The sequence below is a fragment of the Methylobacterium sp. GC_Met_2 genome, from assembly GCF_026540795.1.
Lineage (GTDB): Bacteria > Pseudomonadota > Alphaproteobacteria > Rhizobiales > Beijerinckiaceae > Methylobacterium.
The window spans coordinates 1-14,748 of record NZ_JALNUM010000026.1 but is presented as its reverse complement, the minus strand read 5'-3'; the positions used below and the strand labels follow the sequence as shown (position 1 = coordinate 14,748).

Here is a 14,748-nt window from a genome sequence, read left to right as displayed (position 1 = left end):
GTTTCCGGAAGCTGAGCGTCCGGATACAACCGCGTTCTCCTCTCCCCCGAGGGGAGCTGAAGCACCAGGCACGGCCACCTCGAGAGCCCGGCAGGCGCCGCCGCCCCGAACCTCAAAACAGGTCGGGCCGCCGCAATTGAAGCGCGTAGAGGAGCACCAGCGACTTCATGTCGGTGAGCCGACCGTCCCGGCCCATGGCGGCCAATTCCCGGAGCGGGATCTCGTGGACCGTGACCGCCTCGCCCTCCGAGGCCAGACCGCCGCCGGTCCCCGCCCGGTCGTCGGCCCCGTAGGCGGCCAGGAACAGGTCCATCCGCTCGGTGGAAATCCCCGGCATCGACCAAGCGCTCGCGATGGGGTCGAGTTGGCTCAGGCGCAGGCCCGTCTCCTCCATGGCCTCGCGCCGGGCTTCATCCTCGGCCGCGCCCTCGTCGAGCAGGCCCGCCGGAACCTCCATGTGGGTCGGCGGACCGTCGGAAAAGAGAACCGGCGCCCGGAACTGCGAGACCAGCGTGGCGACCCGCCGATCCGGATCGTACGGCAGGACTGCGACCGCCCGGCCGTGATCCTCGATTTCCCGCGTCATGCGGGTCCCATCCTCCTGGATGACTTCGGCCACGAGGAAACGGGCCCAGCCGTCGTGCACGAGGCGCACGCCCCCGATCCGTGGTGCCATGCCGGTTTCATCCCGTCCCTGGAAAGTCTGACGGATCGTTCAGGAATGCGGCGGCATCGCGGAACGCGCGATACGGAAGCACAGGCGATCACCGTGCCGCTCCGCCGCGTCGAGCCGGGCGCCCTCCTCGCGGACGAGATTCGGGATATCGATCATCGCCAGGGGATCGGTGCAGGTAACGACGAGAATCCTCCCTGCGGCCAGCCGGCGCAGCGCCTTGCGGGTGCGCAGGACCGGGAGCGGACATTTCAGGCCGCTGAGATCGAGATCGACGCTATTCGTCTCGTCCTGCACGCGGCACGCTCCCGATCCCGATTGCGAGCGTCTTAGGGCTGCGCCCATTCGCCTTGCAATCGTGCGCGGTCCGAAGCCGTCATTTTAACGCGCTCTCTTGCGCCGAACCTGTATCCACTTCGGCGGAGAACGCCCCAGACCTCACCGCTTCGGCGAACCGGTTCCGCTCACCATTCGGGATGGCTGAAGGCGGGCCCGTCATACCAATCCGGGTCGGACCACGCGTAGCGGGGCCCATAATAGCCGTACTCGAAACCGTGGGAGCGCGTCGGCGCGTAGGCGTAGCCGTACCCGAACGGCACCGGGTACTGGTACTCACCGTAGTAGCTGTAGAATGGCGGCCGGGTCGGCCCCGGCGGCGGGCCGGCGATGCGGCGGCCCATATTTGGTCCAGCGCGATACTGCGGCGGATCGGCGGCGAAGCTTGGACCGGCGCTGACCGACAGGCATGCCATTCCGGCCAGCAGGGCGGCGGCGTAGCGAATCATGGAACACTCTCCTGCGCATGACGGCATGCTTCGGAATGGTCCATCATTACGCTTCGGGCTTGCGTCGCGCTGGCGCGTTCGCAACGTCAACGCAGCCTTAAAACACGCATTCCGAGAAGGTCGCGCGCACGCAGGCGCCCCAGCGGCCCTCATAATCGGCGAGCAGATCGTCGGCCCGGGTCCGGCCGGCCGCCACGATGGCTTCGAGCGGCTGAAGATAGATCGTCTCGTCGCGACCCTCGGCGTCGCGGCGGCTGCGCGCGCGCAGGCCGGACCGTGCAATGGCCAGGGCCTCGGCGGCGACCGCGCCCAGCGTCGTGTGGGCCACCGGGGTGGCCAAGCCGAGCCGCGGCGCCGTGGCCCGTGCAGCCTCGCGGTTGGCCGCATTCCAGCCCTTCACGAGGTCCAGGGCGGCGTCGAGGGCCGATTCGTCATAGAGTAGCCCGGCCCAGAAGGCCGCTTGAGCGGCGATCATGCCGGGATCGCCGACATCGGCCCCGCGCATTTCGAGGAAGCGCTTGAGCCGCACCTCGGGGAAGGCGGTCGAGGCATGGTTGGCCCAATCCGCCACCGTGGCGTACTCGCCCGGGAGCTGCGGCAGCTTGCCAGCCATCAGGTCGCGGAACGAGGCACCCGACACGTCGTGGTAGGTGTCGCCACGCTTGACGAAGTACATCGGCATGTCGAGCAGCCAGTCGGCGTAGGCCTCGTAGCCGAACCCGGGCTCGAACGCGAAGGGCAGCATGCCGGTGCGGTCGGGATCGGTATCGCGCCAGATCTCGGAGCGGCGGGACAGAAACCCGTTCGGCCGCCCGTCGGTGAACGGCGAGTTGGCGAAGAGCGCGGTGGCGACTGGCTGTAGCGCCAGGGAGGCGCGCATCTTGCGCACCATGTCGGCCTCGGAGGCGAAATCGAGATTCACCTGCACGGTGGCGGTGCGCAGCATCATGTCGAGGCCCAGCGATCCGACCTTCGGCATGTAGGACGCCATGATCTTGTAGCGGCTCTTGGGCATAACCGGGGTCTCGTCCCGGCGCCATTTCGGGCTCATGCCGAGGGTCAGGAATTCGATGCCCAGGGGATCGGCTACCCGCTTGGTGGCCGCGAGGTGGGTCGCGAGTTCCGCCGCGGTGCCGTGGACGTCCGGCAGGGCCGCGCCGGACAGCTCGAACTGCCCGCCGGGCTCGATCGAGATCGCCCCGCCCTCCTCGGCCGCGAGGCCGATGATGTGGCCCATGTCGAGGATCGGCTCCCAGCCCGTCTCGCGAGCGAGGCCCTCCAGAAGGGCTTTGATGCCCCGGTCCCCGTCGTACGGCACGGGCGCCCGGTTGTCCCGGTAGAACGGGATCTTCTCGTGCTCGGTCCCAATGGCGAATCGCGCGCGTGGCTTCTCGCCGGCCGCGAACCATTCGATCAGTTCGGCACGCGAGGTAATCGGCGTGCTGTCGTTGCTGTCGCGCGCCATGCGCCACCCGTCCGTGCGTCTGACCTGAGCCTGGGATGAGCGCGCCGGGTTGCTCCGACGGGTCCGTCCGGTTCCCCCACCGGCGAACGGGGTCCGGGCGGACGCCCGCCCCCGACCCCGACAAGGGCGCGGCGCAGGCGGCGTCCGTTCACGCACATAGTCGAGGCGCCGAGAACCCACAACGCGGCGCCGTGGACCGACATGCGCGAACACGTCCGTACCGCGGAAACAATCAGACGCCGCCACGCCCCGATGTGCGCGGGCACACATGAAATTTGGCCGACGCGTCCATCACCGCGCGTCACCGAGCACGGCCTGGACCAGGGCCAGCACCGCGACCGCTGCGGTGTCGGCCCGCAGGATCCGCGGGCCGAGCGACAGGGCGACTGTGTTGGGCCGGGCCCGGATCAGGACCCGTTCCTCGTCTGAGAAGCCGCCCTCCGGCCCGACCAGCACGGCGAGCGGCGGCGGCGCCTCGGGATCGGCTGCGGCCGCGAGCGCCTTCACCGGATCGCGCACCGGCGCGTCCTCGTCGCAGAACACGACGAGCCGCTCGGGATCGAGGTCTTCCAGCACGTCGGCGAGCCGCTCGGGATCCGGACAGTCCGGGATCGCCAGGATGCCGCACTGCTCCGCGGCCTCGACGGCGTTGGCACGCAGGCGGTCCATGTTGACCCGGTCACCTTGCGTATAGCGGGTGATCACCGGCCGGATCGTGCCGGCCCCCATCTCGACCGCCTTCTGCGCGAGATAATCTAGGCGTGCGCTTTTCAGCGGGGCGAACAGGTAATGGAGATCGGCGGGCGCAGGCTGCGGGCGGGTCTGCACGGCGACGCGCAGGTCGGCGCCCTTCCGTCCCGTCTGGATCAGATGGGCCCGCCACTCGCCGTCGCGGCCGTTGAAGACCAGAACGGGGTCGTCCGGCCCCCGGCGCAGGACGTTCAGCAGATAGTTCGCCTGCGCCCGTTCGAGCGGCAGGCTCACACCCTCGGCAAGGTCGGCTGCGACGTGGAGGCGCGGGGCGGTGAAATCGTAGGCCGGCATGCCGGCGTGGTCGCAAGGCGACTCGACCCTGTCAACGCCGGAGGCGCCGACGAAAGTGTTGCCAAAGGGTTACGACCGCGGCTTTTCGGCTTTCGACGCACAGACGTCTGGGAGAGCCGGTTTGTCGCTCGATTGACGCCACATTCCTATGGCGAACCCATCAATACGGAATTGGGCCGGCCGCACGCGGATTCGGCAGGGGCGTCGAGGGAGTTGCGGGATGGTGAAGGGGCGGTTGAGTCTGGGAGCGGCGGTGCTGGTCGGCACCGTGATGGTCGGCACGGCAGCCTCCGCGCAGAGCGCTGCACCGGAATGCGGCGCGATCCAGAAGACCCTGGCCGAGCGCAAGGCGCTGGTCAGCAAGGCGAACGCGGCCTCGCAGACGAAGAAGAAGATGACCCCGCAGGAGGCCTGCGCCCTGTTCGGACGGCTCCAGTCCAACGGTGCCGAGGGCATGAAGTGGATCACCGCCAACAAGGAATGGTGCTCGATCCCCGATTCCTTCGCGGAGGGCTTCAAGGCCGACCACATGAAGGTCAGCGGCATCCGCACCAAGATCTGCAGCGTGGCCGCCCAGGCGACCAAGATGGAGGCCCAGGCCCGCGCGCAGGCCTCGGCTCAGGCCAGCGGCCAGGGCGGCGGCCTGCTCGGCGGTCCGGGCTTGACCGGCAGCTTCAAGCTGCCGCAGGGCGCGCTGTAAGAGCGTCGCGCGCGCTCTTCACCGAATTTGTCGCCCGTTCGGCACGAAAGAGCGCGTCAATGCGAGATCCGAGAGCCGCGCCCGATTGCAACACGATCGGGCACGGCTCCAAGGGGTTGCGGATCCGACGCGAATTCTTCCTCCGCGACGGCGGGGGGATCGACATGCGGGACGCCCGGAGATCCGGCCGATGAGCGGGCAGCCGACGGGCGGTGTCGTGATCGAGGATCGACGTCCGGCCGATGCGGTCGCGGGCCATTGGGTCGAGCGGCTCGCTCCGCGATCCTGGCGCCCCTATCTCCGACTCGCGCGGATCGACCGGCCGGTGGGCTGGTGGCTGCTTCTGCTCCCGTGCTGGTGGTCGGCCGCGCTGGCCGCGATCGCGGCGGACCAAGCCTTTCCCGATCCCTGGCACTGCCTGCTGTTCCTGATCGGCGCGGTGGCGATGCGCGGAGCGGGCTCGACCTACAACGACATCGCCGACCGCGACCTCGACGCGCAGGTCGAGCGCACACGGCTGCGCCCCCTCCCCTCCGGTCAGATCCGGCCGCGCCACGCGGCCCTGTTCCTTGTGGTCCAGGCCCTGGTGGGGCTCGCGGTACTCTTGCAATTCAACGAGCAGGCGATCCTGATCGGGCTGTGCTCGCTGCTGCCGGTCGCGATCTACCCGTTCATGAAGCGCATCATGCCGCTGCCCCAGGGCGTGCTGGGGCTGGCCTTCGCTTGGGGTGCGCTGATGGGCTGGGCGGCGGTATTCGCGCGCCTCGATGCATCGCCGCTGTTGCTCTACGCGGGGGCGTGGTTCTGGATCGTCGGCTACGACACGATCTACGCGGTCCAGGACATCGAGGACGACGAGATGGCCGGGATCCGCTCGTCCGCCCGCCTGTTCGGCCAGCATGTCCGCGGCGCGGTCGGGCTCTGCTACGCGCTGGCAGCGGCGCTGGTGGCGCTGGCGGCATGGCGGGCCGGGGCGGGACCCGTAGGTTTCCTGGGTGTGGCGGCCTTCGCCGGGCATCTCGCCTGGCAGGTCCTGTCCCTGCGGGAGCGTGACGGGCGCGGGGCGCTGACCCTGTTCCGCTCGAACCGCGATGCGGGCCTGATCCTATTCGCGGGCCTCACAGCCGACGCGCTGCTGCGCACCTTCGCGTAATGCGCCGCGCCGATCAGGTCCGGGCGATGATTTCGTTCTCGCCGCGATAGATCTGCGGCCGCGCCGGCAACCGGCCGGTCTTGCGGCGAGCGAGGAAGCGCGGGCGGCGACCGCCAAGCCCGGCATGGCGCCGACGAATCCGGACCCGGCCGAGAATCAGGCGGCCGATCTGCTCGGTGACAGGCTGGAGCACGCCATCCTCGCGGACGATCATCCGCACCAGTCCGGCGCGCGCCGCGATGTCGCGCCAGATAGCGACGACGTCATCCTCGTCGAAGCAGCCGAGCCGGTGCAGTTCCCCGCCCGCGGTGTCGACCAGGATCAGGCTGAACCGATCGGCCCCGGCCATCTCGGCCTCCTCGACGGCGTAGGCCAGCGCGATCCCGGCGGCGCGACGGGCGCCCGGGATGCGGCCGATCACCGGGAGCGGCGAGGCCGTGAGATGAAGCGTGCCCTCGGCAACCGGCATGCAATGTCCTGCGCGACGTTCGTCCGTGTACGGGGAAGTGTTCATCGGTCCGAGTCCCTAGGGCAAGTGGCGGCCGCTGCCGGGCCGTCCGTTATGCCAAGCAAAATCGCACCCGAACTCCTCCGCACCGCTTAAGAGCCGTCGTTAAGCGATTCTGGACAGGGCTGTCATTTGTGGAATGCTCAATGCTTCCTTGAATGCTCAACATTTCCTTGCGCGGATTGTTCGTTATCGATTGATCAACCAGCATCCTTGTGGCGGTGCGGGCGGCGCCGTACAACGGGAGGGTCGGGCGTGCGATACTCCGTGCCCTGTCCTCTCAGCCCGAACGCAAAGCCATCCGCGCGACCGGGTGGACGGCGCGACAGGCCCCTGGGCCCCCACAATGTCTACGCGGAGCACGATGCCCGAGCCCCTCACCGACGACGCCGTATCCGCCTTGATGCCGGAGCTGCGCGCCGTCATGCGCGAGGCCGCCGACATCGCGCGGCCATACTTTCGGCTCGGCGGCAACACCACCGCGCGGATCTGGTCGAAGGCCGGTGGCTCACCGGTGACCGAGGCTGACGTGGCGGTGGACGCCTTCCTGAAGGTCCGCCTGAGCGCGCTCGTCCCGCGGGCGGCGTGGCTGTCGGAGGAGACTGCCGACGACCCAGCGCGCCTCGGCCACGACCTCGTCTGGATCGTGGATCCGATCGACGGCACCCGGGCGTTCCTGTCGGGCCACCCGGATTGGTCGATCGCGGTCGCGCTGCTCGCCGACGGCGAGCCGCTGATCGGCTTCGTGCACGCGCCGGCGCTGGAAGTCGATTACGAGGCCGTGCGCGGACGAGGCGCGACCCGGAACGAAGCATCGATCCGTGTCGATGCACGGCAGGACTTGCCAGGGGCACGCGTCACTGGCCCGAAGCCGATGCTCGACCGCTTGGCGCGGGGCGCCGGGCCGAACCCGGACTTCACGGTGATCGCACGGATCCCGTCGCTCGCCCTGCGGCTCGCGCGGGTGGCGGAGGGGAGTGTCGATGTGGGCATGATCTCGGGCCATGCCCGGGATTGGGATCTCGCGGCCGCCGATCTGATCCTGCGCGAGGCCGGGGGGATCGTCTGCGACCTCGATGGCGTAGCCACCCCATACAACCGGGCCGATCCGGTCCACAACGAACTGCTCGCGGTCCCGGCGGCCCTGCGTGATCCCGTGCTCGCGGCCTGGGGCCGCTGAGCTGGGATCGCTGAGCGCGCCTCAGTTCGCCTGCGCTTCGCGGAGCGTAACCGCAGTCGGGGCGAGCCCGAGGCGGTCGGCGAGATGCCAATGCAGCTCGCGTGGGGAATGGTAGTTGTAAGAGCGATCGATCAGGTAACTGATGTCAGCTCCGGTCTGGTCCGCGTTCCGCGCTTCGGCGAGCTTGCCGACCCGGAAGGTCGGGGCATCGGTCACGGGGGAACGAAGTCCGCGGCGGCGTGTGTACTCGAATAACATAAACGTCTTTTCTTTTCTGATCTTTTCTGGACCGGATGTTTGCTTGATCCGGCATCGTTTCTGGGATGTTGCCTCCGGCGCGACCTGCTCCCGGACGGTCTTGCCCGGATCGGTAGCGTCGGAAGGGGGAGCCGCATCTTGCGGCCGGCTCGCGGTCCTTACCGAGGCCCCCGTCGCGTCATGCGCATCACGAGGGCAGGGTCGGATCCGCCGAGGGATCAGGCCGCCTGAAGGTTGCCCGCGGCGTCCTTGCCGCTGCGCTTGTCGGTCAGGATCTCGTAAGTGACCCGCTGACCTTCGATCAGGTTGCGCATTCCGGCGCGCTCCACAGCCGACACGTGGACGAACACGTCCTTGCCGCCATCGTCAGGCTGGATGAAGCCGTAGCCCTTGGTTTCGTTGTACCACTTTACAGTACCGGTATTCACGTAGTGTCCCTCATTCGTCCATAGGCCACCGGCGCGGCGCGAGGGCCGCGTGGTGCACCACGGTCTTTCTGGATTTGGCCAGTGTGGCGGGGCGCGAGTCGCTGAACCAAAACGGCGTCAGCCTCGGTGGGTAAGCCCCCCACACACCTATTTAGGCGAGCGCTGCGGCGGCAACAAGGCGCCGGCTGCGTATCTTCTGCGTCGCAGGCTGGGGCGGAACGCACATCCGGGATGCACGGCCCCCTGTGATTTCGGGGCTCCGCGATGCATATACGGTGTGCGTGCAAACAGTTACGGCGCGCGGCTCTGGACGATACATGGCAGGCATATCGGTCTCGCTGGACGGTGCGAACATCCAGCTGTCCTTCCAGAAGGACGATCAGGCGACGGCGGTGGTGATGGATGCCCGGGCCGCCCGCGCCCTCGTGCGCGCCGTCGGTCAGCTCCTTACGGCGATCGACGACACCGACGAGCCCGACCTGGGGGACGAGATGGGCGACGAGGAGATCGCGATGCTCGACGTCACGTCATCGGCGATCGAGGTCGGCACCGACGAGGAGGGACAGGCCGTGGTCGCGCTCCAGGCCGGCGCGCTGCCGCCGTTCCAGCTACGCCTGACCGACGAAGAGGCCCGCCACGTGGTGACGAGCCTCTCCGAGATCCTCAACGCGCCGCGCGACGTTCGCACCTCGCACGGCGGCCACTGACCGCCCGCGTCACATGCGCGTGCCGGGATCGGTCGGCGCGCCCGGGAATACGTCGGGCTCGGAACCAGGGCCACCCGGCTCACCGATGCCGGGATCGTTCACCGGATAGGGCATGCGCGGTCCGGTCGGGCCGATATCGGGCTCCTCATCGGGGATGGGCGGGGGCGGCGGCAGATCGCCGGGCGTAGGCTCGGGTAGGCCGGGATTGGCCATGACGCGGCTCCTATCAGTTCGGGATTGGGACCAACGGATCGGGCGCCCGGCAGTTCCTCTATGGGCGGGATCGGAAGCGCCTGGAGCCGTGCCAGATCGCGTCGCACACAGGACACGACAGTCGCGCGCCGACGAGCCTTGAGGGGCGCGACCTGCCCCATCTCCCGGGCGGGCTAGCGGATTCCACATCGGGTTCGGGATCATCGTGCGGTTGCCAAATGGGGCGGCCCAGATGGCTCAAGCGCCCCCCCTCCCCCCTCTGCGGGGGAGGGGGGGCGCTTGAGCCGCTTTCGCCTCTCCAAGGAAGATAAGTGCATCCGTTAGCCCCGCGAGGGGGAGGGGAAACGCGCGGGTTTCTCAAGCCCTTGGTGTTCGGCAGAGATGTGTGAATCCGCAAGCCCGCACGGGAGAGGGGACCCGCGCATCAATCGGCGAAGGCGGCATCCCTGTCGTGTACCGTGCGCGTTGCAATCGGGCACGGCTCTCAGCTCTTGTCGTGACGCGCTCTGTTGCGCCGAACCGGTGTCCACTTCGGCGGAGTGCGCTCTAACCGCCCGCGCGCTCGCCCAAAACCTCCAGTACGGCGACGCTGCGGATCGGGCGCCCGTACTCGTCGGACCCCTCCACGGTGACGCGATGGGCGCCCGGCGCGAGGTCGTCGGGCAGCCGCGCCGTCCAGATGTGGGTGGAGGGTATGGCCTGCACCCAGCTCTTCTTGGTCTCGAGATAGCGGGCGAAGAGTTCCGCGACGAACGGATCGGTTCGCCGGGTCCGGGTCATCGCCTGAGCCGGCCGGTCGCCGATCCGGAACGCCAGGTTCGTGCGCGGGCCGCCATCGAACACGTTCACCACCAGATTCGTGTCGGCGAGCGCATCCTGCGGGACCGGCGACCGGAGTCCCTGTACCGGCCGGGTCAGGCGGATCACCTCCACGGCGCCGGCCCGCGCCTCGCTCTCGAACAGGATCCGCATCGTCTCGTCCGGCTGACCCTGCGCCGGCAGGTAGCGGGTCGTGTAGTCGGTCCCGCGCACCGACAGGAGGTGGAAGCCGTTCGGCGTGCCGTCGCGGCTGTCGGCCGAGGGGATGCCGGTGCGCGTATCGGGCCCGCTCCACCACGAGCCCGACACGGCGGTCAGCACGTGATGATGGTGCCCCTGGGCCGGGTAGTGGTGCTCGGTGGTGTGGGTGTGACCGGCCAGACTCAGCACCTTGCGCCCCGCCAGCAGGTCGAGGAGTTCCGCGCGGTCGGTGGTGATGCCGTGGGGATCGTCGGGCGTCGTGTCGGTGACGAGCGGGATGTGCATGGCGAGCACGATCAGGTCGTCCCGCGGAATTTCGGCCAGCAGGTTGCGCAGGAAGGTCAGGCTGCGCTCGCCGATCCGGCCCCGGTAGGTGTTGGCTCCCACCGGCACCGGCGGCCCCAGCCACTCGACATTGTCGAGCATCACGAACCACGCCCGCCCGTGGCGGAACGCGTAGGTCGGCGCGCCGAACACCCGCTTCCAGGTTTCGCGGCTGTAGCGGGCATCGGGCGACTGCATGTTGAGGTCGTGGTTGCCCGGCAGGCTGTACCAGGGCAGGCCGATCCGGCCGACGATGCGGTTCGAGCGGCCGTAGAGTGACAGATCGTCGAACAGCACGTCGCCCATGGTCATGCCGAAGGCGGCGGGGATCGCCATGGCGCGGGCGATTGCGGTGTCGCGCACGTGGTCGAGTTCGAACCGGCTCTCGGGCTGCGGATCGGTGAACAGGACGACGTCGAAATCCGCGGGCTCGTCGACGCGGGTCAGCGTAAAGTCGATCGAGGCCGGCAGGGGGCCGGTCGGCGCTACGCCCCGGTAGCGCAGGCCCACGCTTGCGGGGGTGCCGTCCGGCTGGTGGATGTAGGAATGGCGCGGCACGTTGTCGGCGTCCCGCGGCAGGGCATAGCCCGGGGGCTTGATCACGAAGACCGCGCCGTCGCCGGGCATCGGCAGCCGGTAGCGGCCCTGGTCGTCGGTGCGCGCGATCTCGCGGCCGTTGGAGACGAGGACCCCCGGCAGCGGTGCCCGGTCCCCGCCAGCCCCATCCACAGCGTCGACGATCCCGGTCGCCTCCGCGGCGCCCTGCGCGTCGGCACGTCCGGCCACGAGGCCCAGACCTGCGAGACCGACCACGGTCTCGCGGCGGGTCAGGCGTCCGTCTCCGGGAATGGGTTCGCGCGACATCGGGACTCCTGAAGAGAATCGTGCTTCGCCGCCCGGCAAAGCCGCGACCGAGACGTGGTTTCAAGCGGCCAAGCAGACGCAGTTGACCGGGGGATGACAAACACCCTCGGAAACGCGCGAGGCCCGCATCTCGGCGGAGATGCGGGCCTCGAAAAGTCCGAACCGAGCGTATCGGCCGGTCGCTTACTCCTCGTCGCCGGGCTCGAAGCTCTGCGGCATCGGCTCGGCGCTGGCGACCGGGGTCGGCGCGCCGATGGTCGAGGGCACGTTGACGCCATCGCGCTTGTAGATGTCGTCGCGGAACTGGACGATCCCGTCCGGGGTCGACCACGCCGTGATGTAGGTCCAGTAGACCGGCACCGGCTGGGCGATGTTGGCGTCGACGCGCTTGCCGCTCTCGATCGCCTCTTCGACCTTCTGGCGATCCCAGCCGGGCGTGTCCTTCAACAGCCACGTGATGTACTCGCGCACGTTCTGCACGCGCACGCAGCCCGAGGAGATGAAGCGGAAATCGTCGCCGAACACGCCCTTGGTGTTCGTGTCGTGCATGAACACGCCGTAGGGGTTCGGGATGTTGATGCGCACGATGCCCATCGAGTTGAAGTCGGCGCCCGAATCCTGCCGATAGGTGAAGCGGGTGCCCTCGTCGGAGAACCAGTTCACGGATTTCGGCGAGACCTCCTGACCGTTGGCCAGGATGCGGATCTTGTTGTCCGTCAGGTAGTTCGGATCCTTCTGCATCTTCGGGATCAGGTCCTTCTTCACGATGGAAGCCGGGACCGTCCAGGTCGGGTTGAAATTGATCTGCGTCGCCTTGGTGTTCATGATCGGCGACTGGCGGTCGATTTTGCCGACGCCCGCGGCGTGGAGCGTGACGACCTGACCGTTCTCGACCGTCTCGACGAGCGCGGCCGGGATGTTGGTGATCACGAAGCGGCGGCCGAGATCGCCTGAATAGGAGCGCAGGCGGACCACATTGGTCTCGAGCTGGCGCAGGCGCACGTCGGCGGGCACGTTCATCGCCTGCTGGGTAGCGAGGCTCATCGTGCCGGTCTGGCTGAGGCCGTGGCGGGCCTGGAAGCGCTTCACGCCGGCGGCGACGTAGGAATCGTATACGCCCGAACCACCGGCCGCCGAATCGAGATCGCCGGTGACGATCAGGCGCTGGCGCACGGCGGCCACGGCCGGGCCGCGGGAGCCGACCCGCAGGTGCTCGGCACCGGAGACCGGCCGCCAGCCGCCGCGGGTGACGATGTCCTTGTAGCGCTCGACCATCTGCTCGGTCGCCGCCACCGTCTGGGGCGACAGAATCGGCACGGTCTCGCGCTGCACCTGCATGCCGGCGGGGGAGGCATAGTCCTGCGCCCATTCGGCCTGGGCGTAGTTGCCCTGGTCGCGGGCTTGGGCGGTGCCGATTCCCAGGGCGCCGAGGGCGGCCACGCTCAGGAATGTCGTGAACCGGTTGTGTGCCGTCTTGCGCATCGGTCGCTGGCTCTGGTCCGGAGTTCGTTCGGATCGTGGCGGGAGAAGATGGTCTCGGCCGTCACGGTGTTGGGTTGTGGCTTAAGACTCCCTATCGAAGGGGCCGGAATATGGCGTCGCGGTGCGCCAGCGCACGCGGCCTTCGGATGCGGCAGCCTGGCAACAGCCACGGGCTCTCGGGTGTGGCAGGGATGCCATAGCGGTTCGGAGCGGACCGCGAACGGGCGCAGCATGGACCACGCTTCGGCCAGATCGAGACGACGCGACCGCGATCCCGCGGCGCCCCTGCGCGCCGCAATCGCCGTTCTGGCGCTCTACGCCGTCGTCCTCCAGGTCTTCTTGGGCGGTCTGATGCCGCTCCCGGCCGCGGCCGACGGCCTGTGCGCGCAGCATGCGGCCTCCGATACGATGCCGGACAGGCTGCCTGCGCACGACCACGGCGATTGCTGCACGGCGGCGCAGTTCCCGGGCACCGCACTCCCGGACCGCGTCGCGCCCACCGTCGTGGCCTGGACGGCCGAGGCCCGTGGTAAGGCCGCCTATCGGACCGTCAGCCGGATCGGCGCCCGCGCCCCGCCGGACCGCAGCGTATCACCGCGTGGCCCCCCATCCGCCTGAGCGAGCGTTTCTCGACGAATCCCTCAGAACGGATGCATCCCCATGAAGAGTCTCATTCCGGCCGTGATCGGCCTCGGCCTCGTCGCCTCTGCGGCGCAGGCCCACGCGGTGCTGGAGCGCAAGCAGGCGAGCCCCGGCGCGTCCTATCGCGGCGTCGTCCAGATCATGCACGGCTGCGACGGCAAGCCCACCATCAAGGTCAGTGTCAGCATCCCGGAGGGGCTGATCGGCGCCAAGCCGATGCCGAAGCCCGGCTGGACGCTGGCGACCACCCGTGGCGCCTACGCCAAGACCTACACGACCCATCACGGCACGGCCGCGGAGGGCGTGAAGTCAATCACGTGGAGCGGCGGTTCCCTGCCGGACGACCAAGTCGACGAGTTCACCTTCCTGGCGCAGGTCGCCGACACGTTCGAGCCCGGCGCGACAATCTACGTGCCGGTGCAGCAGGATTGCTCCGAGGGCAGCCATTCCTGGTCCGAGATCCCGAAGCCCGGCCAGGATGCTCATGACCTGAAGGCGGCGGCCCCCGCCTTCCGGATCGTTCAGGCCGCCCAGGCGGCGCCCGTGCAGGCGGCCCCCATCAAGGCCGGCGACCTGACGATCGAGACGCCGTGGCTGCGCGCCACGCCGAACGGCGCCAAGGTGGCGGGCGGCTACGTGCGCATCACCAACACCGGCAGCACGCCGGACGTGCTGACCGGGGCCGCGGTGCCCTTCGCCAAGTCGGGCGACATCCACTCCATGTCGATGGAAGGTGGTGTCATGAAGATGGCACCGGTCTCCGAGGGCCTGACCATCAAGCCCGGCGAGACCGTCGAGTTGAAGCCCGGCGGCTATCACCTGATGTTCGAGGGCCTCACCGGCGCGCCGAAGGCCGGCGACACCGTCGCGGGGACGCTCACCTTCCAGCGGGCCGGTACCGTGCCAGTGACCTTCTCGGTGGCCCCGATCGGGGCGGCCGCGCCCAGCGGCCAGCATCAGCACCAGCACTAGCAACCCTGAGGGAGCAGCGCGCCGCGAACGGCCCGTCACGAGCGCCTCAAGGTGCACACCCGATCCTACGGCAGCGAGACCGGACCACCGGGGCGTCAGCCCCGGCTGATCCCGGCTGTGCGGCGCGTGCTGGCGATCCTCGTCCTGTACGCGCTCGCGCTCCAGGGCGTCCTCGGCGGCCTCGCGATGGCCGCCGCGGCGGGGCCGGAGCACGTCCTGTGCTTGGCCAGCAGCCCCATCGACGGATCGCGCCCTTACGATCCGCACATCCCGGCCCACGGGCCGATGGTTTGCTGCGTCGCGTGCCATGCCGCCGCCCCGGCAGCCCTC

Annotated in this window: 17 protein-coding genes and 1 pseudogene; 7 read left to right on the top strand and 11 right to left on the bottom strand. The window is 69.1% G+C overall.

Annotated features, from left to right (window positions below; all coding sequences use genetic code 11):
• Positions 1–112 precede the first annotated feature (112 nt).
• The 5 genes from OXS49_RS11685 to OXS49_RS11665 all read right to left on the bottom strand — a co-directional run bounded on the left by OXS49_RS11685 (position 113) and on the right by OXS49_RS11665 (position 3,967).
• Positions 113–676 (bottom strand): NUDIX hydrolase, encoded by a 564-nt coding sequence (locus tag OXS49_RS11685; protein ID WP_244002613.1) that lies wholly within the window; start codon positions 674–676, stop codon positions 113–115.
• 39 nt (positions 677–715) lie between these two features.
• On the bottom strand, positions 716–970 hold the full coding sequence (locus OXS49_RS11680) for a sulfurtransferase TusA family protein (RefSeq protein ID WP_267424284.1): 255 nt from the start codon (positions 968–970) through the stop codon (positions 716–718).
• 167 nt (positions 971–1,137) lie between these two features.
• A complete protein-coding gene (locus tag OXS49_RS11675) occupies positions 1,138–1,458 on the bottom strand; it encodes a hypothetical protein (protein ID WP_267424283.1) in 321 nt (106 codons plus the stop codon).
• A gap of 97 nt (positions 1,459–1,555) precedes the next feature.
• The gene (locus OXS49_RS11670) at positions 1,556–2,923 is read right to left on the bottom strand and encodes a glutamate--cysteine ligase (protein WP_267424282.1); all 1,368 of its coding nucleotides are present in this window, start codon (positions 2,921–2,923) and stop codon (positions 1,556–1,558) included.
• 291 nt (positions 2,924–3,214) lie between these two features.
• A complete protein-coding gene (locus tag OXS49_RS11665; protein WP_244002605.1) occupies positions 3,215–3,967 on the bottom strand; it encodes a 16S rRNA (uracil(1498)-N(3))-methyltransferase in 753 nt (250 codons plus the stop codon).
• A 220-nt stretch (positions 3,968–4,187) separates the two neighbouring features.
• Here OXS49_RS11665 and OXS49_RS11660 point away from each other — a divergent pair, with 220 nt between their 5' ends.
• Both OXS49_RS11660 and ubiA read left to right on the top strand, forming a co-directional pair.
• Positions 4,188–4,667, top strand: a complete 480-nt coding sequence (locus tag OXS49_RS11660; RefSeq protein ID WP_244002603.1) for a hypothetical protein — start codon at positions 4,188–4,190, stop codon at positions 4,665–4,667.
• A 190-nt stretch (positions 4,668–4,857) separates the two neighbouring features.
• Positions 4,858–5,820, top strand: a complete 963-nt coding sequence (gene ubiA / locus OXS49_RS11655; RefSeq protein WP_267424279.1) for a 4-hydroxybenzoate octaprenyltransferase — start codon at positions 4,858–4,860, stop codon at positions 5,818–5,820.
• 13 nt (positions 5,821–5,833) lie between these two features.
• On the opposite strand, the gene OXS49_RS11650 is transcribed toward ubiA, so the two are convergent.
• Positions 5,834–6,289, bottom strand: a complete 456-nt coding sequence (locus tag OXS49_RS11650) for a DUF6101 family protein (protein ID WP_267424278.1) — start codon at positions 6,287–6,289, stop codon at positions 5,834–5,836.
• A 403-nt stretch (positions 6,290–6,692) separates the two neighbouring features.
• Between OXS49_RS11650 and OXS49_RS11645 the strand changes: the two genes are divergently transcribed.
• Positions 6,693–7,508 carry a 3'(2'),5'-bisphosphate nucleotidase CysQ gene (locus OXS49_RS11645; protein ID WP_244002597.1) on the top strand — a complete coding sequence of 272 codons (816 nt, stop codon included), beginning with the start codon at positions 6,693–6,695 and terminating at the stop codon, positions 7,506–7,508.
• A 21-nt stretch (positions 7,509–7,529) separates the two neighbouring features.
• Here OXS49_RS11645 and OXS49_RS11640 read toward each other — a convergent pair whose 3' ends face one another.
• Together OXS49_RS11640 and OXS49_RS11635 are read right to left on the bottom strand one after the other, a co-directional pair.
• Positions 7,530–7,766, bottom strand: coding sequence for an AsnC family transcriptional regulator (locus tag OXS49_RS11640; RefSeq protein ID WP_244002595.1), 237 nt, complete (start codon positions 7,764–7,766; stop codon positions 7,530–7,532).
• Between the two features lie 218 nt (positions 7,767–7,984).
• Positions 7,985–8,194, bottom strand: a complete 210-nt coding sequence (locus tag OXS49_RS11635; RefSeq protein WP_243916163.1) for a cold-shock protein — start codon at positions 8,192–8,194, stop codon at positions 7,985–7,987.
• Between the two features lie 317 nt (positions 8,195–8,511).
• Here OXS49_RS11635 and OXS49_RS11630 point away from each other — a divergent pair, with 317 nt between their 5' ends.
• Complete coding sequence (locus OXS49_RS11630) at positions 8,512–8,901, top strand: hypothetical protein (protein ID WP_244002593.1); 390 nt, start codon at positions 8,512–8,514, stop codon at positions 8,899–8,901.
• Positions 8,902–8,910: 9 nt separating this feature from the next.
• On the opposite strand, the gene OXS49_RS11625 is transcribed toward OXS49_RS11630, so the two are convergent.
• The 3 genes from OXS49_RS11625 to OXS49_RS11615 form a co-directional block, all read right to left on the bottom strand.
• Entirely contained in the window at positions 8,911–9,114 is a 204-nt protein-coding gene (locus OXS49_RS11625) for a hypothetical protein (protein WP_267424277.1), read from the bottom strand.
• 546 nt (positions 9,115–9,660) lie between these two features.
• A complete protein-coding gene (locus OXS49_RS11620; RefSeq protein ID WP_267424276.1) occupies positions 9,661–11,322 on the bottom strand; it encodes a calcineurin-like phosphoesterase family protein in 1,662 nt (553 codons plus the stop codon).
• 183 nt (positions 11,323–11,505) lie between these two features.
• Positions 11,506–12,804 (bottom strand): L,D-transpeptidase family protein, encoded by a 1,299-nt coding sequence (locus OXS49_RS11615; protein WP_244002587.1) that lies wholly within the window; start codon positions 12,802–12,804, stop codon positions 11,506–11,508.
• 231 nt (positions 12,805–13,035) lie between these two features.
• Here OXS49_RS11615 and OXS49_RS11610 point away from each other — a divergent pair, with 231 nt between their 5' ends.
• The 3 genes and pseudogenes from OXS49_RS11610 to OXS49_RS11600 form a co-directional block, all read left to right on the top strand.
• Positions 13,036–13,422 carry a hypothetical protein gene (locus tag OXS49_RS11610; protein ID WP_267424275.1) on the top strand — a complete coding sequence of 129 codons (387 nt, stop codon included), beginning with the start codon at positions 13,036–13,038 and terminating at the stop codon, positions 13,420–13,422.
• A gap of 42 nt (positions 13,423–13,464) precedes the next feature.
• Positions 13,465–14,418, top strand: a complete 954-nt coding sequence (locus tag OXS49_RS11605; protein ID WP_267424274.1) for a DUF1775 domain-containing protein — start codon at positions 13,465–13,467, stop codon at positions 14,416–14,418.
• A gap of 51 nt (positions 14,419–14,469) precedes the next feature.
• Positions 14,470–14,748, top strand: a pseudogene (locus OXS49_RS11600) (hypothetical protein); the annotation flags it as partial.